Source organism: Pseudomonas sp. S3_A03 (genome assembly GCF_054668275.1).
On record NZ_CP162753.1, the window covers coordinates 4,317,575 to 4,336,102 of the forward strand.

16 protein-coding genes are annotated in these 18,528 nt (G+C 61.6%); 4 read left to right on the forward strand and 12 right to left on the reverse strand.

All coding sequences use genetic code 11. From position 1 onward, the window contains the following. Positions 1–14 precede the first annotated feature (14 nt). The 5 genes from AB4O25_RS19840 to AB4O25_RS19860 all read right to left on the reverse strand — a co-directional run bounded on the left by AB4O25_RS19840 (position 15) and on the right by AB4O25_RS19860 (position 4,543). Positions 15–791: a hypothetical protein gene (locus tag AB4O25_RS19840; protein WP_267864484.1), complete on the reverse strand. Its 777-nt coding sequence runs from the start codon at positions 789–791 to the stop codon at positions 15–17. Positions 792–1,119: 328 nt separating this feature from the next. Continuing rightward, positions 1,120–1,866 (reverse strand): L-cystine ABC transporter ATP-binding protein TcyN, encoded by a 747-nt coding sequence (tcyN, locus tag AB4O25_RS19845; RefSeq protein WP_017526066.1) that lies wholly within the window; start codon positions 1,864–1,866, stop codon positions 1,120–1,122. Between the two features lie 3 nt (positions 1,867–1,869). Beyond that, the gene (gene tcyL / locus AB4O25_RS19850; RefSeq protein WP_017526065.1) at positions 1,870–2,535 is read right to left on the reverse strand and encodes a cystine ABC transporter permease; all 666 of its coding nucleotides are present in this window, start codon (positions 2,533–2,535) and stop codon (positions 1,870–1,872) included. Then, on the reverse strand, positions 2,535–3,329 hold the full coding sequence (gene tcyJ, locus AB4O25_RS19855) for a cystine ABC transporter substrate-binding protein (protein WP_017526064.1): 795 nt from the start codon (positions 3,327–3,329) through the stop codon (positions 2,535–2,537). The genes tcyL and tcyJ overlap by 1 nt, the downstream gene beginning before the upstream one ends. 218 nt (positions 3,330–3,547) lie before the next feature. After that, the gene (locus tag AB4O25_RS19860; RefSeq protein WP_460149906.1) at positions 3,548–4,543 is read right to left on the reverse strand and encodes a D-cysteine desulfhydrase; all 996 of its coding nucleotides are present in this window, start codon (positions 4,541–4,543) and stop codon (positions 3,548–3,550) included. 167 nt (positions 4,544–4,710) lie between these two features. Here AB4O25_RS19860 and epsC point away from each other — a divergent pair, with 167 nt between their 5' ends. The 3 genes from epsC (at position 4,711) to mgrA (ending at position 9,138) form a co-directional block, all read left to right on the forward strand. Then, a complete protein-coding gene (gene epsC / locus AB4O25_RS19865; RefSeq protein WP_460149907.1) occupies positions 4,711–5,637 on the forward strand; it encodes a serine O-acetyltransferase EpsC in 927 nt (308 codons plus the stop codon). A gap of 351 nt (positions 5,638–5,988) precedes the next feature. Next, the gene (gene betT, locus AB4O25_RS19870) at positions 5,989–7,950 is read left to right on the forward strand and encodes a choline transporter BetT (RefSeq protein WP_175404166.1); all 1,962 of its coding nucleotides are present in this window, start codon (positions 5,989–5,991) and stop codon (positions 7,948–7,950) included. Positions 7,951–8,100: 150 nt separating this feature from the next. Beyond that, positions 8,101–9,138: an L-glyceraldehyde 3-phosphate reductase gene (gene mgrA / locus AB4O25_RS19875; RefSeq protein WP_017526060.1), complete on the forward strand. Its 1,038-nt coding sequence runs from the start codon at positions 8,101–8,103 to the stop codon at positions 9,136–9,138. Positions 9,139–9,206: 68 nt separating this feature from the next. Here the strand turns inward: mgrA and tauD are convergent, their stop codons facing one another. The 7 genes from tauD to AB4O25_RS19910 form a co-directional block, all read right to left on the reverse strand. Further along, positions 9,207–10,043 carry a taurine dioxygenase gene (tauD, locus tag AB4O25_RS19880; RefSeq protein WP_017526059.1) on the reverse strand — a complete coding sequence of 279 codons (837 nt, stop codon included), beginning with the start codon at positions 10,041–10,043 and terminating at the stop codon, positions 9,207–9,209. Positions 10,044–10,054: 11 nt separating this feature from the next. After that, the gene (tauC, locus tag AB4O25_RS19885) at positions 10,055–10,891 is read right to left on the reverse strand and encodes a taurine ABC transporter permease TauC (RefSeq protein WP_017526058.1); all 837 of its coding nucleotides are present in this window, start codon (positions 10,889–10,891) and stop codon (positions 10,055–10,057) included. Further along, the gene (gene tauB, locus AB4O25_RS19890; protein ID WP_017526057.1) at positions 10,888–11,667 is read right to left on the reverse strand and encodes a taurine ABC transporter ATP-binding subunit; all 780 of its coding nucleotides are present in this window, start codon (positions 11,665–11,667) and stop codon (positions 10,888–10,890) included. Before tauB ends, tauC begins: the two co-directional genes overlap by 4 nt. An 18-nt stretch (positions 11,668–11,685) precedes the next feature. Next, positions 11,686–12,663, reverse strand: a complete 978-nt coding sequence (gene tauA / locus AB4O25_RS19895) for a taurine ABC transporter substrate-binding protein (protein WP_460149908.1) — start codon at positions 12,661–12,663, stop codon at positions 11,686–11,688. A gap of 245 nt (positions 12,664–12,908) precedes the next feature. Beyond that, entirely contained in the window at positions 12,909–14,492 is a 1,584-nt protein-coding gene (gene gshA, locus AB4O25_RS19900; protein WP_017526055.1) for a glutamate--cysteine ligase, read from the reverse strand. A gap of 214 nt (positions 14,493–14,706) precedes the next feature. After that, positions 14,707–15,090 carry a PaaI family thioesterase gene (locus AB4O25_RS19905; RefSeq protein WP_017526054.1) on the reverse strand — a complete coding sequence of 128 codons (384 nt, stop codon included), beginning with the start codon at positions 15,088–15,090 and terminating at the stop codon, positions 14,707–14,709. After that, positions 15,090–17,414: a Tex family protein gene (locus AB4O25_RS19910; protein ID WP_017526053.1), complete on the reverse strand. Its 2,325-nt coding sequence runs from the start codon at positions 17,412–17,414 to the stop codon at positions 15,090–15,092. The genes AB4O25_RS19905 and AB4O25_RS19910 overlap by 1 nt, the downstream gene beginning before the upstream one ends. A 358-nt stretch (positions 17,415–17,772) precedes the next feature. Here AB4O25_RS19910 and ompR point away from each other — a divergent pair, with 358 nt between their 5' ends. Continuing rightward, a complete protein-coding gene (gene ompR, locus AB4O25_RS19915) occupies positions 17,773–18,513 on the forward strand; it encodes an osmolarity response regulator transcription factor OmpR (RefSeq protein ID WP_015373500.1) in 741 nt (246 codons plus the stop codon). Positions 18,514–18,528 lie beyond the last annotated feature (15 nt).

Here is an 18,528-nt window from a genome sequence, read left to right on the forward strand (position 1 = left end):
GCATAGAAGAGCCGTTACCCAGGTTCGCACGGCGAGCCGAGGGGCCGTGGTTGATAGGTCAATGCCGTCTTGGCGGTGGGGGGGGTGGTGCAGGCGGCGATACGTAACGTGCGTGCCGGCGCCCAGCGTGAATTATTGCCGACGCGATCCAGAATGCAGTACGTGACCTCGATGCGGCTGTCGTCCCCGCCTTCGACAATCACCGCCGACGGCACCCAGACCTGCACCGGCAGGCCCACCGTCTTCGCCTGGATCCGCGGCAGGTCCAGGCGCACATCGCCCCAGCGCAGGGTGATGGCATCGCCGCTGCTCATGTTCAGGTAGGGCTCGATGGTCAGTGGGATTCCACGCCGCGCCTGGCGCTCGTTGACGCCGTAACGGCGGATGGTCTCGGGCAGGCCGACCGGTGCAAGGTTCTGGTTTTCATCGCTGTACAGCGCCATCGGCTGGCCGCCTGGGAAGTTGGTCTTGACCCGTACCGTGGTCACTGCCGAACGCGACGGGCCGTGACCGATCCGCATGACCTGGTAGCGAACCTGTGCCAGGCCGTCCAGCACAAAGCTTTGCGGAACCCGCAGGTGGGTGGGTGCGCCGACCTTGCCCGCGCTCACCCGTCGTGAGGCGGCGAAGCAGTTGTTCCAGAACAGCTCGATCAGGTCGCCTTCGTCCATGCCGGGGTAAGGGGCGATGTCCACCAGCAGCTGTGCGGCCGCCAGTGCGTTGATGCCTTGTCGACTAGCTTGGGGCAGGATTGGGGCGGTGAGTATTGCCTCGGTTGCAGTGCGCGTCATAAGTCATCTCCTTGATGCAGCCAGCAGCAATCGTTCCGGCCCGTGGGCGCGGGTGCGCCGGGAGCTGGAAGGAACGATTTCAGTGAGTAGCCGGGATAGGATCCAATCCTCTGGGCGCTAGATAAGAGGGTTTGCCGCAAGGCGTCAATGGCGGCAAAGGGCTAAACGGCGGGTCGGAGAAGATTCAGAAGGGTCTGACTGGGAGGGGGATTTTAAGACGGTGCTGGCGGTGTGTTTTACCTGAGGGTTCGCCGCATGCCTGTAGGCCCTGTGACAAGGGAGCAAGCTCCCTTGTCACAGGCCGGTGTGCTGCCTGGTTGCAACGGTATCAGTGAGCCAGGAATTTGCTCAGGAACTGTCGGGTGCGTTCTTCCCTGGGGTTGGCGAACAACGCCTTGGCATCGCCCTGTTCGACGATCACGCCCTTATCGAAAAAGATCACCCGGTTGGCCACGTCGCGGGCAAAGCTCATTTCGTGGGTGACGATGACCATGGTGCGATTCTCTTCGGCCAGGCTGCGGATGGTCGCCAGCACTTCGCCGACGAGCTCCGGGTCCAGCGCCGAGGTGGGCTCATCGAACAGAATCACCTCAGGCTCCATGGCCAGCGCCCGGGCAATCGCCACACGCTGTTGCTGGCCGCCGGACAGGCGCCGTGGGTAGGCGTCTTCCTTGCCTGCCAGGCCGACCCTGGCCAGCAGCTTGCGTCCCAGGGCGATAGCGTCTTGGCGTGGCATCTTCTTGACCACGGTGGGCCCTTCGATGACGTTTTCCAGCGCGGTGCGGTGCGGGAACAGGTTGAAGTTCTGGAACACAAAACCCACGTGCTGGCGCAAGCGCCGCACCAGGCTTTGTTGTTGGTTGAGCGGTTTGCTGCCGTCGATCTGGATGTCGCCCACCTTGATGCGACCGCTGGTGGGTTCTTCGAGGAAGTTCAGGCAGCGCAGGAAGGTGGTCTTGCCGGAACCGCTGGGGCCGATGATGGCGACGACTTCGCCTGCCTTGACCTCAAGATCGATACCGTTGAGCACCACCTGACCGTTGAATTGTTTGGTCAGCTTTTCCACCACGATCATGCTTCAGGACTCCAGGTCATGCCGGTTGACCCGGTCTTCCAGACGATTTTGAAAATGCGCCAGGATGCTCGCCAGCACCCAGTAGATCAGGGCTGCGGACAGATACATGGTGAAAATTTCGAAGGTGCGCGCCGACACCAGTTGCGCCTGGCGAAACAGCTCGGGCACCTGGATGGTCGCGGCCAGCGCCGTGTCCTTGACCAGCGAAATAAAGCTGTTGCCCAACGGTGGTAGGGCGGTGCGCATGGCCTGCGGCAGGATGGCCCGGCGCAGGGTCTGCGCGCGGGTCATGCCGATACTGGCCGCGGCTTCCCACTGGCCACGCTCGATGGAGGCGATGGCGGCCCGCAGGATTTCACAGGCGTAAGCGGCCATGTTCAGCGAAAAACCGATCATGGCAGCCGGAATCGGATCCAGCTCGATGCCCACTTGCGGCAAGCCGTAGTAGATCAAAAACAGCTGTACCAGCAAGGGCGTGCCGCGAAAGAACGACACGTAGACCCGGGCGGGCAAGCGCAGCAGCTTGAAGCGCGACAGACGCATCAAGGCCAGGCCGAAGCCCAGCAGCAAGCCGAAAAACATCCCGCCAAGGCTAAGAATCACCGTGTAATACGCGCCCTTGAGCAAAAAGGGCGCGGAGTCCAGCGCGAGTTGGAAACCTGCTTCCATTATTGAGTGACGTCAGCGTTGAAGTACTTCTCGGAGAGCTTCTTCAAGGTGCCATCGGCGCGCAGCTTGTCGAGGGCCTTGTTCACCGCGTCCAGCAGTTCAGGCTCGCCTTTGCGCAGGGCGATACCGGATTCCTGACGCGAGAAGGCGTCGCCGGCGGCGGCCGTGTCTGGGGCTTTCTTGGCGTATTCCAGGGCGGCCAGGCGGTCGATCAGGATGGCGTCAATGCGGCCGATGCGCAGGTCCTGAAATTTGGTCGGGTCGTCGTTGTAGGTCTTGATGATGGCTTTGGGTTGGTTGTCCTTGAGCCATTGTTCATAGTTGGTGCCCAGGCCTACGCCGACTTTCTTGCCGGCCAGATCGTTGGCAGTCTTGATCGTGTCGACGTTTTTCTTCAGCACCAGCGCCTGGATGCCGGAAACGGTATAGGGCTTGGAGAAGTCGTACTTCTTCTTACGCTCTTCAGAGATGGTGACTTGGTTGACCACCGCGTCCAGGCGCTTGGACTCCAGGGCAGCGAGGATGCCGTCCCATGGCGTGGCCTGCAGCTTGACCTTCACACCCAGCTCTTTGGCCAGGGCTTCGGACAGCTCCACTTCAAAACCGCTGAGCTTGCCGCTTTCATCGACGAAGCTGAACGGTGGGTAGGTGCCTTCCAGGCCAATCTTGATCTCGCCGGCCTTTTTGATAGTGGCCAGTTGTTCGCCGGCAACCGCTTGGCCCAGCCAACCGGCGCCCAGCGCCAGACCCAAAGTGCCAACCAGCAACGTGCGACGGAATACAGAAATAGTCATGAGAGCCCCTGTGTTTTTTATGTTGAGCGAAGCAGGTGACGCAGTAGGTCGTATCCTGCCTTAAAGCGCGAAGCGCGTCTTGGCCTTCGGCGCGATGATAAAGGCGGTTTTTAAGACTTGAAAATAATATAAATCTTAATTCATATTCCATTTCTGAATATGTGTTGGGTCTAATGTGGGAGGGGGTTTGCCCCCTCCCACATTCAGCCCGCGTTTATTCAGTTGAAAACTGAGTTGTACGCAAACAACGCCGGCGCCCCGCCGGTGTGCAGGAAAATGAGCGGCCCGTCTTCAAACCGCTGACGCCCGATGCCATCGAGCAGACCGGCCATGGCCTTGCCCGTATAGACCGGGTCCAACAGCAGACCTTCCTGGCTGGCCAAAAGTTTGATCGCGGCCAGGGTGCCGGCATTCGGCTCGCCGTAGCGGGGCCCGAAGTATTCGTCCCACAGAATCACCTTGAACGCGTCGGGGATGCCCACGCCGAGCAACTCGGCCGTGCGCTCGGCCAGACCCTGCACTTTCGGGCGCTGGGCTTCGTCGGTGCGCGACACGGTGATGCCCACCACCGGCAGGTTCGGCAGCGCTTCGCTCAACGCCAATGCCAGGCCGCTGTGGGTGCCGGCGCTGCCGGAGGCCAACACCACGGCAGCGAATTCCAGGCCGCTGTCTTCGATCTGTGCGGCCAGTTCCAGGCCCGCGCGCACGTAACCCAGGGCGCCGAGCGCATTGGAGCCGCCGATGGGCACCAGGTACGGCTTCTTGCCGTTGCTGCGCAGGCGGTCGGCGAGGGCACTGAGCTGGTCGTCGACGTTGTCGAGGTTCTCTACCAGTTCGACCTTGGCGTCGAACAGTTCCAGCAGCAGGCGGTTGCCATTGCCGAGGTAGTTGGGGTCTTCGGTACCGGTAGGGTTTTCCAGCAGGGCGGCGCAGCCCAGGCCGAGCCTGGCGGCCAGCGCGGCGGTTTGGCGTACGTGGTTGGACTGGATGGCGCCGGCGGTCACCAAGGTATCGGCGCCCTGGGCGATGGCGTCGGCCGCCAGGTATTCGAGTTTGCGCAGTTTGTTGCCGCCCATGGCCAGTGGCGTGGTGTCATCGCGCTTGACGTAGATGTCCCGGCCCAGCCAGGTCGACAGCCGTTCGAGTTTTTCCAGGGCAGTGACGCCGCCCAGCAGGTCCAGACGGTTAAAGCGGTCGAGCTGTTGCTTGATCATGGCTACGCACGGTTGCTGAAGGGATGAAGCGACTATAGGCAGGCACTTTTCATCGGGCAACCGTCAATCGCTTATGTCCAATAGTTCTTAGCATCGCACCATTGGTTCTTAAGGGCGGCCCGGTTGGATACCGTAAAGTGACGGCCATTACGTCAGGAGTGAATACCGTGAGTGAGCGTTCCAGCCATTGGCAATTACAGACCATCGTCAGCCAACTGCGCGGCGCCCGCGACCAATGGCGAACGCGCAACGGCCGGTTGAGCGGCGAGCATGGTGGCCGCCAATTGCCTTCGCGCGAGGCGGTGGCGCAGATCCTTGAAGCGCTGTGCGGGGCGCTGTTCCCGATGCGCCTGGGGCCGGCGGATTTACGCGAAGAGAGCGAAGACTTTTACGTCGGCCACACCCTCGACGTGGCACTCAACGCCTTGCTCGCCCAGGCGCGCCTGGAGCTGCGTTATGCCGCGCGCCAGGGTGGCCAGGATGACAGCCGGCTCGATGCCCATGCCATTCGCCTGATCCAGGATTTCGCGCTGGCCTTGCCTTCGTTGCGCAGCCTGCTGGACACCGATGTGCTGGCCGCGTACCACGGCGACCCCGCTGCGCGTAGCGTGGATGAAGTGCTGCTGTGCTACCCGGGGATCCTGGCGGTGATTCACCATCGCCTGGCCCACCACCTGTACCGCGCCGGCTTGCCGCTGCTGGCGCGGATCATCGCGGAAATCGCCCACTCGGCCACCGGCATCGATATCCACCCCGGCGCGCAGATCGGCCCGAGCTTCTTCATCGACCACGGCACGGGCGTGGTGATCGGCGAGACCGCGATCATCGGCGAGCGGGTGCGTATCTACCAGGCCGTGACATTGGGCGCCAAACGCTTCCCGGCGGACGAGGATGGGCAATTGCAGAAAGGTCATCCGCGCCACCCTATCGTCGAGGATGACGTGGTGATCTATGCCGGGGCGACGATCCTGGGGCGCATCACCATCGGCAAGGGCTCGACCATTGGCGGCAATGTGTGGCTGACCCGCAGCGTACCGGCCGAGGCGAACATCACGCAGGCGAACTTGCAGCATGACGATGGCGCGCAGAAGTAAAGAACCGGCATGAATCCCCTGTGGGAGGGGCAAGCCCCCTACCACTTTTGATTGCATTCCAGATTTTTACCGGATTTCTCCCTGCAATCGCTGAACGATTGGCTCCCGCCACCCGTCATACCAAACCTTGAGCTGGTGTAGGAAGTATCTGCCGCTCAGCCCTGCGATTAGTCCCAGACCGCCTTTTCATGTTTAACTTGAACGCTTGTTCAAGTTAAACCCGGTGGTTCGCTGCCCGCTCACAACAGGAGGCTTACCTTTGCTGAGTCCGTTTTTTACAGCCACATTCCCAACCCTCGGGGTGCATCGTTCATGAGTGCATCGTCCACCCCAGCCAGCGGCATGGTGCGCATGAATGCGCCGGTTTTCTACTTTGCCGCTACCTTCATTTTGCTGTTCGGCATCACTGTCATCGCTATCCCGCAACAGGCCGGTGCCTGGTTGCTGGCGGCGCAAAACTGGGCGGCCAATACGGTCGGCTGGTACTACATGCTGGCGATGACCCTGTATCTGGTCTTCGTGGTGGTCACCGCGTTATCGGGCTACGGCAAGATAAAACTCGGTGCCGACCACGACGAGCCCGAATTCAGTTACTTGTCCTGGGCCGGCATGCTGTTCGCCGCCGGCATCAGCATCACGCTGTTTTTCTTCTGCGTGTCCGAGCCGCTGACGCACCTGGTGCAACCGCCCCAGGGCGCGCCAATGAACGCTGACGCCGCGCGCCAGGCCATGCAGGTGCTGTTTCTGCACTGGGGCCTGCACGGCTGGGGCGTGTTTGCGTTCGTCGGCATGGCCCTGGCGTATTTCGCCTACCGGCATAACCTGCCGCTGGCGTTGCGCTCGGCGCTGTACCCGCTGATCGGTAAGCGCATCAACGGCCCCATTGGTTATGCGGTGGATGGCTTCGGCATCATTGCCACGGTATTCGGCCTGGGCGCCGACATGGGCTTTGGTGTGTTGCACCTCAACTCGGGTCTGGACTACCTCTTCGGCATCGCCCACACCCAATGGATCCAGGTCGGCCTGATCACCCTGATGATGGGCGCGGCGATCCTGGTCGCGGTGGCCGGCGTCGACAAGGGCGTGCGGGTGATGTCCGATATCAACATGCTGCTGGCCTGCGCGCTGCTGCTGTTCGTGTTGTTCGCCGGGCCTACCCAGCACTTGCTCAATACCCTGATCCAGAACATCGGCGACTACCTTGGCGCCTTGCCGACCAAGAGCTTCGACGTGTACGCCTACGACAAACCCAGCGACTGGCTGGGCGGTTGGACGGTGTTCTATTGGGCCTGGTGGATCGCATGGTCGCCGTTCGTGGGCCTGTTTATCGCACGCATTTCCCGTGGCCGTACCATCCGTGAATTCGTGTTCGGCGTACTCCTGATCCCGCTGGGTTTCACCCTGGCGTGGATGTCGATCTTCGGCAACAGCGCCATCGACCAGGTACTCAACCACGGCATGGCGGCGCTCGGTCAGTCGGCCATCGATGATCCGTCGATGAGCCTCTACCTGCTGCTGGAAACCTACCCGTGGAGCAAAACCGTCATTGCGGTGACGGTGTTTATCAGCTTCGTATTCTTCGTCACCTCGGCGGACTCGGGCACCGTTGTGCTGTCGACCTTGTCGTCCAAGGGCGGCAACGCCGATGAAGACGGGCCGAAATGGCTGCGCGTGTTCTGGGGCGCAATGACCGCGCTGGTCACCAGTGCCTTGCTGTTTGCCGGCAGTATCGACTCGTTGAAATCGGCGGTGGTGCTGACTTCGTTGCCGTTCTCGCTGATCCTGCTGTTGATGATGTGGGGCCTGCACAAAGCCTTCTATCTCGAGTCGCAAAAGCAGATTGCACAATTGCATTCACTGGCGCCGATCTCGGCCTCGCGTAAAGGCAGGGGCGGCTGGCGCCAGCGCTTGAGCCAGGCAGTGCACTTCCCGTCGCGTGACGAGGTGTATCGCTTCCTTGACTCGACGGTACGCCCGGCAATTGAAGAAGTGACCGCTGTGTTCGTCGAAAAGGGCCTGAGCGTGGTCGCTCAGCCGGACCCGGCCAACGACAGCGTCAGCCTGGAAATCGGCCATGGCGAGGAGCACCCGTTCATCTACCAGGTGCAGATGCGCGGCTATTTCACACCGTCGTTCGCCCGTGGCGGCATGGGTTCCAAAGAGATCAACAACCGCCGCTATTACCGCGCGGAAGTGCACCTGAGCGAGGGCAGCCAGGACTACGACCTGGTCGGCTATACCAAGGAACAGATCATTAACGACATCCTCGATCAGTACGAGCGGCACCTGCAGTTCCTGCACTTGGTGCGCTGAAAACGGCCTGTGGATGTGCGTCAAACCGTTCCTCTCTTGTAGCGCTTTGCTGTAAAAGGATGAGGCAGACTTAAGCGATTCAGCGGCTTAAAAGGCTCGGGAATAACGTTATTCCCGGGCCTTGTTTGCCCCAAGCCCAGAGAGGATTCGATGACGTACATTGCAGCCGAAAACCGCTATGAATCTATCCCGTATCGCCGCGTAGGCCGCAGTGGACTGGTGCTACCCGCACTGTCCCTGGGGCTGTGGCACAACTTTGGCGACAGCACCCCGATCGACACCCAGCGCGCCCTGCTGCGCACCGCCTTCGACCTGGGGATCAACCACTTCGACCTGGCCAACAACTATGGCCCGCCCTATGGCAGCGCCGAGATCAATTTCGGCCGGCTGCTGCGCGAAGACTTCAAGCACTACCGCGATGAATTGATCATCTCCAGCAAAGCCGGTTGGGACATGTGGCCAGGCCCTTATGGCCAGGGCGGTGGCTCGCGCAAATACGTATTGGCCAGCCTCGACCAGAGCCTGCAGCGAATGGGCGTCGACTATGTGGATATTTTCTACTCCCACCGTTTTGACGCCGACACGCCCCTGGAAGAAACCGCCAGCGCCCTTGCCACTGCCGTACAACAGGGCAAGGCGTTGTACATCGGTATCTCTTCGTATTCCGGTGTAAAAACCCGTGAAATGGCGGCGCTGCTCAAAGAGTGGAAAGTGCCGTTGCTGATCCACCAACCGGCCTACAACCTGCTCAACCGCTGGGTGGAAAAAGACCTGCTGGACACCACCGAAGAACTCGGTGCCGGGGTGATCGCTTTCACGCCGCTGGCCCAGGGGTTGTTGACCGACAAATACCTCAACGGCGTGCCCGCTGACGCGCGGGTCAATCGCCCGGGTGGCGGTTCTTTGCAGGCCGGGCATCTGTCCGAAGCCAACATCGCCCATGTGCGTGCGCTGAATGAAATTGCCCAGCGCCGTGGCCAGAGCCTGGCGCAACTGGCGTTGGCCTGGACCCTGCGCGACCCACGGGTAACCAGTGCGCTGATCGGCGCGAGCCGGCCGGAGCAGATTATCGAGAACGTCGGTGCGTTGAAGAACTTGAGCTTCACTGCCGAGGAGTTGGCAGAGATCGACCGGTTTGCGCAGGAAGGCGGGGTTAACCTTTGGGAAAAACCATCCACGGCTGAATAGCCTGATACCACTGGGTCAAAAGTGCGGGAGGGGCTTGCCCCTCCCACCGTTGATTTTCGGTGTGACGACTAGAACGGTGCGTCGCCCAATATCGTCGCCCGATGCATCACCCGCCGCTGCGGCCGGTAGTCATCCACCGCGTAATGCTGGGTCGCGCGGTTATCCCAGAACGCCACGTCATTCTCCTGCCAGCGCCAACGGATGGTGAACTCCGGCCGCGTCGCGTGGGCGAACAGCAGCTTGAGAATCGCCTCGCTCTCGGCCGGTTCCAGTTCGTTGATCCTGGTGGTGAAGCCCTCGTTGATAAACAGCGACTTGCGCCCGCTGACCGGATGCGTGCGCACTACTGGGTGCGACAACGGTGGGTTTTTGCGGCGGGTTTCTTCCCAGCGCACCACGTCTTCTGCCGTGTTGCCGAAGCGCTCCAGCGGAAAGGACTTGGTGAAGTCGTGGGTAGCGGTGAGGCCGTTGAGCAGCGCCTTGAGCGGCTCGGACAACGCCGCATAGGCCGCAAACCCACTGGCCCACAAGGTGTCGCCGCCAAACGCTGGCAGCAGCTTGGCACTGAGCACCGCGCCGAGCGCCGGGGTCGGCAGGAAGGTCACATCGGTATGCCACACGGCATTGTCGCGCACGTCAGTGACGGCCGTGTCGAGGACCAGTACTTCGGGCTGTTCCGCCACGTTGGGGTAGATCGGGTGAATGTGCAGGTCGCCGAAATGCGCGGCGAATCGCGCCTGTTGCTGCGGCGTGATGGCTTGGTCGCGAAAGAACAGCACCGAGTGGCTGAGCAACGCGTGTTCGATGGCGTCGCGATGTTCGGCACTCAGCGGCTGGGTGATATCGACGCCGCTGATCTGGGCGCCCAGGGCGATGCTCAATGGGGTAACGGTCAGGCCGGTCATAGGTTCACCACTCAATGTGCCTGGCCATGCCAGGGCACCAGTTTGCGCTGCAGGGCGCGCAGGCTCATTTCCATCGCGAAGGCAATCAGGGCGATGACCAGGATCCCCAGCACCACCACGTCGGTGACCAGGAACTGCGCCGCCGACTGCACCATGAAACCCAGGCCGCTGGTGGCGGCGATCAGCTCGGCGGCCACCAAGGTCGACCAGCCCACGCCCAGGCCGATGCGCACACCGGTGAGGATGTCGGGCAGGGCGCTGGGCAGGATCACGTGGCGAATCAACTGGGCACGGCTCGCGCCCAGCGATTGCGCCGCGCGCAGTTTGGCCGGGTCGACAGTGCGCACGCCCGTCGCGGTCGCGATGGCGATTGGTGCAAAGATCGCCAGGTAAATCAGCAGCACCTTGGACAGCTCGCCGATGCCGCACCAGATCACGATCAACGGCAAGTAAGCCAGGGGCGGTATCGGCCGGTAGAACTCGATCAACGGATCAAGAATGCCGCGCGCAATGCGATTGGAACCGATGGCGATCCCCACCGGAACGGCGGTGAGCACTGCAAAGCCCAAACCCAGGCCGATACGGTTGAGGCTTGCGCCCAGGTGCTGCCACAAGGTGGCGTCCATATAACCGGTGGTCGCCAGCAGCCAGCCTTTTTGCAGCACCGCAGACGGTGGTGGCAGGAACAGCGGTTCGATCAAGCCAGTGGCGGTGACGGCCCACCAAAGCGTCAGCAATGCCGCCAGGGTCAGCACGCTGACCCAGCGGGTACTCAGGTTGCGACGCACCGCGATCGCCATGTGCGCCGGCGGCTTGGCGACAGTGGCGGGGAGTTCATAGCTGCTCATGCGGATACCTGCCGTTGCGAAAATACTCTGCCCAGCACGTGCTCGCGGGTTTCGATAAAACGCGGGTCGGACTTGATCGCCCGTGCCGATTCGCCGGCCGCGTAGCGTTGGCCGAAGTCCAGTTGCAGGCGCTCGACGACCTGACCGGGGTTGGGCGCCAGCAGGATCAGATCGGTGGCCAGAAACACCGCCTCTTCGATGTCATGGGTAATCAGGAACACCGGCTTGGCCGTGCGCCGCCAGACTTGCAGCAGCAGCTCCTGCATCTGTTCGCGGGTGAACGCATCGAGGGCGCCGAAGGGTTCGTCCATCAGCAGCACGCGCGGGTCGGCCGCCAAGGCGCGGGCCAGGCCGACACGTTGTTTCTGGCCACCGGAAAGCTGCCAGATACGGCGGTTGTCGAAGCCGGCCAGGTCCACCAGGGCGAGCATTTCTCGCGCACGCGCTTCACGCTGCGCCTTGGCTACACCGGCCAACTCCAGGCCGAAACCGACGTTGGCCAGCACGTCCTGCCAGGGCAGCAACGCGTCGTCCTGGAACACCACGCCACGTTCGGCGCTCGGGCCTTTGACCGGTACGCCATCAAGGGTGATGCGCCCGGCGCAGGGTTCGACAAAACCGGCAATCAGGTTCAACAGCGAGGTCTTGCCACTGCCGGAAGGGCCCAGGGCGACCAGCAATTGCTGGGGCCCAAGCTCAAGTGAAATATCTGCCAGTACCGGTTCCGGGGCGCCTGGGTACTGTGCGCTGATGCGCTCCAGTTGTAGCAAGGCCATCGCGACGAACTCCTTGAATCAGTTGGTGATGAACTTGGCGTTGATGTAAGGGGCGTAGTCCGGCAGCACGGCGTCGACTTTGCCTTGTTCCTTGAGGAATGCGGCGGTATCGGTCACGGCCTTGGTGGTCGGTGCGCCGAGCAAGGTCACTTGGTCCGCGGCCAGCGGGTAGACGTTGCCTTGCAGCAGCAACGGAATGTCGCTGGCCTTGGCACCGGAGAGCTTTACCAGTTTGTCGACGTTGCTTTTGTCGGCGAGCCAGGCTTGTGGGTCTTTGCGGTATTGGGCGTAGGCGTCCAGCGTGACTTTGGCGAAGGCAGTGACGATTTCCGGGTGCTTCTCGGCGAAATCCTTGCGCACGATCCACGCGTCGAACGTCGGTGCGCCGAACTTGGCCAGTTCGCCGGAGGTGATCAACACTTTGCCGTTTTCCTTGGCCACGCCCAGGGCTGGGTCCCACACATAGGTGGCGTCGATATCACCGCGCTTCCAGGCGGCGATGATCGCCGGAGGCGCGAGGTTGAGAATGGTGACTTTCGACGGGTCGATATTCCAGTGCTTCAACGCGGCCAGCAGGCTGTAGTGGCCGGTGGATACGAACGGCACGGCGACCTTTTTGCCGATCAGGTCCTGTGGGCTGTTGATGCCGGAACCGTCGCGCGCTACCAAGGCCTCGGCACCGCCGATCTGGGTGGCGATCAGAAAGGTCTGCACCGGCACTTTGCGGGTGATCGCGGCGGTCAGCGGGCTGGAGCCGAGATAGCCGATCTGTACGTCGCCCGAGGCGATGGCGGCAATGATGTCGGCACCGTTGTCGAATTTGCGCCAGTCTATTTTGGCGTGGGTGGCTTTTTCATAGGCGCCATCGGCCTGGGCGACCTTGGCGGGGTCTACGGTGGTCTGGTAGGCGATGGTCACATCCGCCGCCTGGGCAAACAGGCTGGCACCGGCCAGGGACAATGCGGCCAGAAGGCGCAGAGGGGTCAGCAGTTTCAAGGGTAAGCTCCTCAATCAGGCGGCCGAGGGTCGGCATGTGAGGAGACTAAATGATCTAAGAATCCGAAAATAAATAACTTTTTCGAATTAGCTTATGGGCGAAAGGTTGAAGCAATCTTCCTGCAAGTGAAGGGCAACTGTGGGAGGGGGCTTGCTCCCGATAGCAGGGTGTCAGTCGGTATAGGCATCAACTGACCCGCCGCCATCGGGAGCAAGCCCCCTCCCACCGGGAACCGCGTAGGTCCTTAGTTGCTGATGGCGAGGATGCTTGCCTGGTACGAACCGACGAACACATCGAAATCGCCCACTTCGTTTTGCTCCAGCTCTGCCTGCTGCGCCAGCGACGTGCGGGCCAGCTCTTCAAAACGTGCCTGCTCTTCGGGCGCGAGCGGTTCCTTGCGGAAATACTCGGCGTGCAGCTGGCTCTGATGCAGCGAGAACTGCGCGAAACTTTCTTTGCGTTCGGCCATCGCCGCCAGCACCTTGGCCGACGGCGTCAGGGACGGGTCCTGAACCTTCGCCAGTTGAGCGTCCAGCGCCTCGCTGTGTTCAGTGATGCCATGGCTCTGATCGAGCAGAGCGGCCAGCGGGGCGATCTTCTCCAACAGCTCGGCCGCCCACTCTTTCATGTCCACTGGCTGGCCGTCACGCTGCAATTGCAGGCCCGGACGCCGACCTTCCTTGACCACGCTGAGGAAGTTGGAGGTGGCGTTGCCGCACTCGTTGTTGGCGAACAGTGGGCTGTCGTTCAGCGCGCAATACAGCAGGAACGCATCGAGGAAGCGCGACTCCGGCAGGTCGATGCCCATCGGCAGGAACGGGTTGATGTCCAGGCAGCGTACTTCGATGTACTGGATGCCACGGGCCATCAGCGCCTGGATCGGGCGCTCGCCGGTGTAGGTCACGCGCTTGGGGCGGATGTTGGAGTAGTACTCGTTTTCGATCTGCAGGATGTTGGTGTTGAGCTGCACCCACTCACCGTCCTTGTGCGTGCCGACTTCAACGTACGGCGCGTACGGTGTTGCTACCGCTTCGCGCAGGCTATCGGTGTAGCTCGCCAAGTCGTTGTAGCACGGCGTCAGGCCGGCTTGGGCGTTGCTCTGGTAACCCAGGTCGCTCATGCGCAGGCTCGTGGCATACGGCAGGTACAGGGTGTCGGCGTCGAGCACTTCCAACTGGTGCGAGCGACCGCGCAGGAAGCCCGCGTCCAAGGCCGGCGAGGCACCGAACAGGTACATCAGCAGCCAGCTGTAGCGGCGGAAGTTGCGGATCAGCGCGATGTAGGCCGTGGACTGGTAATCGCGGTCGGTGCCGACAAAACCTTCAGTCTCCTTGAGCAACGGCCACAGCTGTTCCGGCAGGGAAAAGTTGTAGTGGATGCCGGCGATGCACTGCATGGTCTTGCCGTAACGCAGGGCCAGGCCCTTGCGATACACGTACTTGAGCTGGCCGATATTGGAGGTGCCGTAGTAGGCAATCGGAATATCTTCCTCGGCCGGCAACGGGCACGGCATTGAGGGGCTCCACAGGTATTCGCTGCCGAGCTTGGTGTAGGCGAAGCGGTGGATCTTGTCCAGGCTGCTCAGGGTATCGGCCGGGTTGGGCAGGGCCGGGGTGATGAACTCCAGCAGCGATTCCGAGTAGTCGGTGGTGATCAATTCGTTGGTCAACGCGGCGCCCAGGGCTTCGGGGTGCGGCGTTTGTGCCAGGCGACCCTCACCGGTAACGCGCAGGCATTCACGCTCGATGCCGTGCAGGCATTGCTCTAGCAGGGAGAGGTGTTCGCGCTTGCCGAGCAGGGCCAGGCGGCGGTTGAGAAGTTCGCTCAAGTTGGATTCCTTCACGCGTCAGTCGCCCCAATATGGGGGTGGGCAGGACGGTCTACAAGGGTGAAGTTAAAACTGGCGTGATCGCCTGGTTTTGAGTCGATTTGACCCGCTATAAATAAAGCCTACTTCATTCTACGAATTGGGCTACAGCGCAGCGGAAAATTCCGGCGCTGTTATCGCAGCGCCGAAATTAACTCAAATCAAGGGTGAGGAGCTATAGGACAGCGAACGTGCCCTGCGCTTTTGCGACAAGTCTTTCGTCCTGATACACGTCCGCTTCGACCACCAGGGTGCGTCTACCGGCGTGAATCACCCGGCTGGTGCACAGCACGTCACCGTCTTCCACGGCGCGAATGTAGTTGATCTTGCATTCGATGGTCGCGCTCTGCTGGTCGAAGCCATGGGAACTGGAACATGCCAGGCCCATGGTGATGTCCACCAGGCTGAAAATCGCCCCGCCATGCAGCTTGCCCGCGCGGTTACGCAGGTGCGGCTGCAGGGTCAGGGCCACCTCGGCAACGCCTTCTTCCAGGCGTTGCAGGCGGCAGCCGATCAGTTCGCTGAAGGCGCTCTGGGTCAAACCGGCGGGGATTTGCATCAGCGCTTCTTCAACTGCTTGGCGTTGGCGAACAGCGAGGCCATGGCGTTGTTGCTCGGCGCCGCAGTCGCGGTTTCCTTGCGGGGGGCGTTGTTCTGCGATGGGCGTGGCGCGGAGCCAGGGCGCGCACCACGGGCACCGTCGATTTTTTCGCCGGGCGTGTCGCTCATGCGCATCGACAGGCCGACGCGTTTGCGCGGGATATCAACTTCCATGACCTTGACCTTGACCACGTCGCCGGCCTTTACCGCCTCACGCGGGTCTTTGATGAACTTCTCCGAAAGCGCGGAGATGTGCACCAAACCGTCCTGATGCACGCCGATATCCACGAAGGCACCGAAATTGGTCACGTTGGTCACCACACCTTCAAGGATCATGCCCGGTTGCAGGTCCTTGAGGTCTTCGACGCCGTCCTGGAACTCTGCGGTCTTGAACTCTGGGCGCGGGTCGCGGCCAGGCTTTTCCAGCTCTTGCAGAATGTCGGTGATGGTCGGTACGCCGAAGGTTTCGTCGGTGTACTTTTTCGGGTCCAGGCGCTTGAGGAACGCAGCGTCGCCGATCAGCGAGCGGATGTCTCGGTCGGTTTCGGCGGCGATGCGTTGCACCAACGGGTAGGCTTCCGGGTGAACGGCCGACGAATCCAACGGGTTGTCGCCGTTCATCACACGTAGGAAACCGGCGGCTTGTTCGAAGGTTTTTTCACCCAGGCGTGCAACTTTTTTCAGCGCGGCGCGGGTTTTGAAGGCGCCGTTTTCGTCACGGTGGGTGACGATATTCTGCGCCAGCGTGGCGTTGAGGCCGGAGATGCGCGCCAGCAGTGCCACGGAAGCGGTGTTTACGTCCACGCCCACGGCGTTTACGCAGTCTTCCACTACGGCATCCAGGCCTCGCGCCAGTTTCAATTGCGAGACGTCATGCTGGTACTGGCCGACACCGATGGATTTAGGGTCGATCTTCACCAGTTCGGCCAGCGGGTCCTGCAGGCGACGGGCGATGGACACCGCGCCACGGATCGACACGTCGAGGTCCGGGAATTCCCTGGACGCCAGTTCCGACGCCGAGTACACCGAAGCGCCCGCCTCGGAGACCATGACTTTGGTCATCTTCATGGCTGGGTATTTTTTGATCAGCTCGGCGGCCAGCTTGTCGGTTTCGCGGCTGGCGGTGCCGTTGCCGATAGCGATCAGGTCTACCGAATGCTTGGCGCACAGGGCGGCCAGGATGGCGAGTGTCTGGTCCCACTTGTTGTGTGGCACGTGCGGGTACACGGTGGCGTGGTCCAGCAGCTTGCCGGTGGCATCGACCACCGCGACCTTGCAGCCGGTGCGCAGGCCTGGATCGAGGCCCAGGGTGGCGCGCGGGCCGGCCGGTGCGGCCAGCAGCAGGTCGTGAAGATTGTGGGCGAACACGTTGATCGCCTCGGTTTCGGCGCCGTCGCGCAGCTCGCCGAGCAGGTCGGTTTCCAGGTGGGTGTAGAGCTTGACTTTCCAGGTCCAGCGCACGACTTCACCGAGCCACTTATCCGCAGGACGGTTCTGATTCTGGATGCCGAATTGTTGACCGATCATGCCTTCGCACGGGTGCATGGTGCCCGGCAACTCGTCGCCGACTTTCAGCGCGCAGCTGAGAATGCCTTCGTTGCGGCCGCGGAAAATTGCCAGTGCACGGTGAGACGGCATGCTTTTGAGCGGTTCGTCATGCTCGAAATAATCGCGGAACTTGGCGCCTTCTTCCTCTTTGCCGGCGATGACGCGAGCGCTGAGGATGGCTTCCTGCTTGAGGTAAGTGCGCAGTTTTTCCAGGAGGTTGGCGTCTTCGGCGAAGCGCTCCATGAGGATGTACTTGGCGCCTTCGAGGGCGGCCTTGACGTCGGCGACGCCTTTTTCGGCATCGATAAAGCGCGCGGCTTCGGCTTCCGGGGCCAGCGACGGATCGTTGAACAGCCCGTCGGCCAGCTCGCCCAGGCCGGCTTCGAGGGCGATCTGGCCCTTGGTGCGGCGCTTTTGTTTGTACGGCAGGTAGAGGTCTTCGAGACGGGTCTTGGTGTCGGCAAGCTTGATGTCACGCTCGAGTTGCGGGGTCAGCTTGCCTTGTTCCTCGATGCTGGCGAGGATGCTGATGCGCCGTTCGTCGAGTTCTCGCAGGTAGCGCAGGCGCTCTTCCAGGTGACGCAGTTGGATGTCGTCGAGGCTGCCGGTCACTTCTTTTCGGTAACGGGCGATAAAGGGCACCGTGGAGCCCTCATCCAGTAGAGCGACGGCCGCTTCGACCTGTTGTGGGCGTACACCGAGTTCCTCGGCGATGCGGCTGTTGATGCTGTCCATAAAACCACCTGAAATTCTGAAAAGCAGCTCGCAGGCCCGGGAAACAAGGCTTTGCGCAGCTGGTTGAGCGGCCCGACTGGCGCCGCTACCTGGGTCAAGAGGCAGCCTATTGACCCTCGAAATCGGGAAATTGCTGCCCTGCGCTGAAAAAACGGATGAAGCCGTAAACAGTAAAGTCTGACAGTGCCCCTGCACGAAGGCGCCGCATTATAACCAGCGTTCTGCCCTTGGGGGGTACCGCGCCGGCGGTTGTAGGGCGCGGGTTCACTGGCAGTGGAGGAAAAATCTGCTAACAATGCACACGGTGCGTATAACGGCAGCTAGGCCATAATGCGCGCCGAGATAAGAGGAGCATCCAATGAGCAGCACTGCACAAACTGCTGAAGGCGAAAAAATTCTCATCGTTGATGACGATCCGGGGCTGAGCAGCCTGCTGGAGCGTTTTTTCAACTCCAAGGGCTACCGTGCCCGCGCGGTGCCGAACACCGAGCAGATGGACCGCCTACTGGGGCGCGAAGTGTTCAACCTGGTCGTACTCGACCTGATGCTGCCCGGCGAAGACGGCCTGACTGCCTGCAAGCGCCTGCGCGGCGCGAACAATCAGATTCCAATCATCATGCTCACCGCCAAGGGCGATGAGCTGAGCCGCATCAAGGGCCTTGAACTGGGCGCTGATGACTACCTGGCCAAGCCATTCAACCCGGATGAACTGATGGCCCGGGTCAAAGCCGTACTGCGTCGTCAGGCCCCGCCGGTTCCTGGCGCGCCCGGCAGCGAAGACGAAAGCGTTACCTTTGGCGATTACGAGTTGTCGCTGGCAACGCGCGAACTCAAGCGTGGCGACGAAGTGCACATGCTCACCACCGGCGAATTCGCAGTGCTCAAGGCCTTGGTGATGAACGCACGCCAGCCGCTGACTCGCGACAAGCTGATGAACCTGGCCCGTGGCCGGGAATGGGACGCTCTGGAACGCTCCATCGACGTGCAGATCTCCCGTCTGCGCCGGATGATCGAGCCAGACCCGTCCAAGCCACGTTATATCCAGACGGTATGGGGCGTGGGTTATGTGTTTGTGCCGGATGGCACCGCAACCAAGTGATCGATGATTTGCAGC

Excerpts from the sequence above, each read along its gene's own strand:
- AB4O25_RS19840 (WP_267864484.1), bottom strand. The coding sequence starts at position 791 with ATGACGCGCACTGCAACCGAGGCAATACTCACCGCCCCAATCCTGCCC.
- tcyN (WP_017526066.1), bottom strand. The coding sequence starts at position 1,866 with ATGATCGTGGTGGAAAAGCTGACCAAACAATTCAACGGTCAGGTGGTG.
- tcyL (WP_017526065.1), bottom strand. The coding sequence starts at position 2,535 with ATGGAAGCAGGTTTCCAACTCGCGCTGGACTCCGCGCCCTTTTTGCTC.
- tcyJ (WP_017526064.1), bottom strand. The coding sequence starts at position 3,329 with ATGACTATTTCTGTATTCCGTCGCACGTTGCTGGTTGGCACTTTGGGT.
- AB4O25_RS19860 (WP_460149906.1), bottom strand. The coding sequence starts at position 4,543 with ATGATCAAGCAACAGCTCGACCGCTTTAACCGTCTGGACCTGCTGGGC.
- betT (WP_175404166.1), top strand. The coding sequence starts at position 5,989 with ATGAATGCGCCGGTTTTCTACTTTGCCGCTACCTTCATTTTGCTGTTC.
- mgrA (WP_017526060.1), top strand. The coding sequence starts at position 8,101 with ATGACGTACATTGCAGCCGAAAACCGCTATGAATCTATCCCGTATCGC.
- tauD (WP_017526059.1), bottom strand. The coding sequence starts at position 10,043 with ATGACCGGCCTGACCGTTACCCCATTGAGCATCGCCCTGGGCGCCCAG.
- tauC (WP_017526058.1), bottom strand. The coding sequence starts at position 10,891 with ATGAGCAGCTATGAACTCCCCGCCACTGTCGCCAAGCCGCCGGCGCAC.
- tauB (WP_017526057.1), bottom strand. The coding sequence starts at position 11,667 with ATGGCCTTGCTACAACTGGAGCGCATCAGCGCACAGTACCCAGGCGCC.
- AB4O25_RS19905 (WP_017526054.1), bottom strand. The coding sequence starts at position 15,090 with ATGCAAATCCCCGCCGGTTTGACCCAGAGCGCCTTCAGCGAACTGATC.
- AB4O25_RS19910 (WP_017526053.1), bottom strand. The coding sequence starts at position 17,414 with ATGGACAGCATCAACAGCCGCATCGCCGAGGAACTCGGTGTACGCCCA.
- ompR (WP_015373500.1), top strand. The coding sequence starts at position 17,773 with ATGAGCAGCACTGCACAAACTGCTGAAGGCGAAAAAATTCTCATCGTT.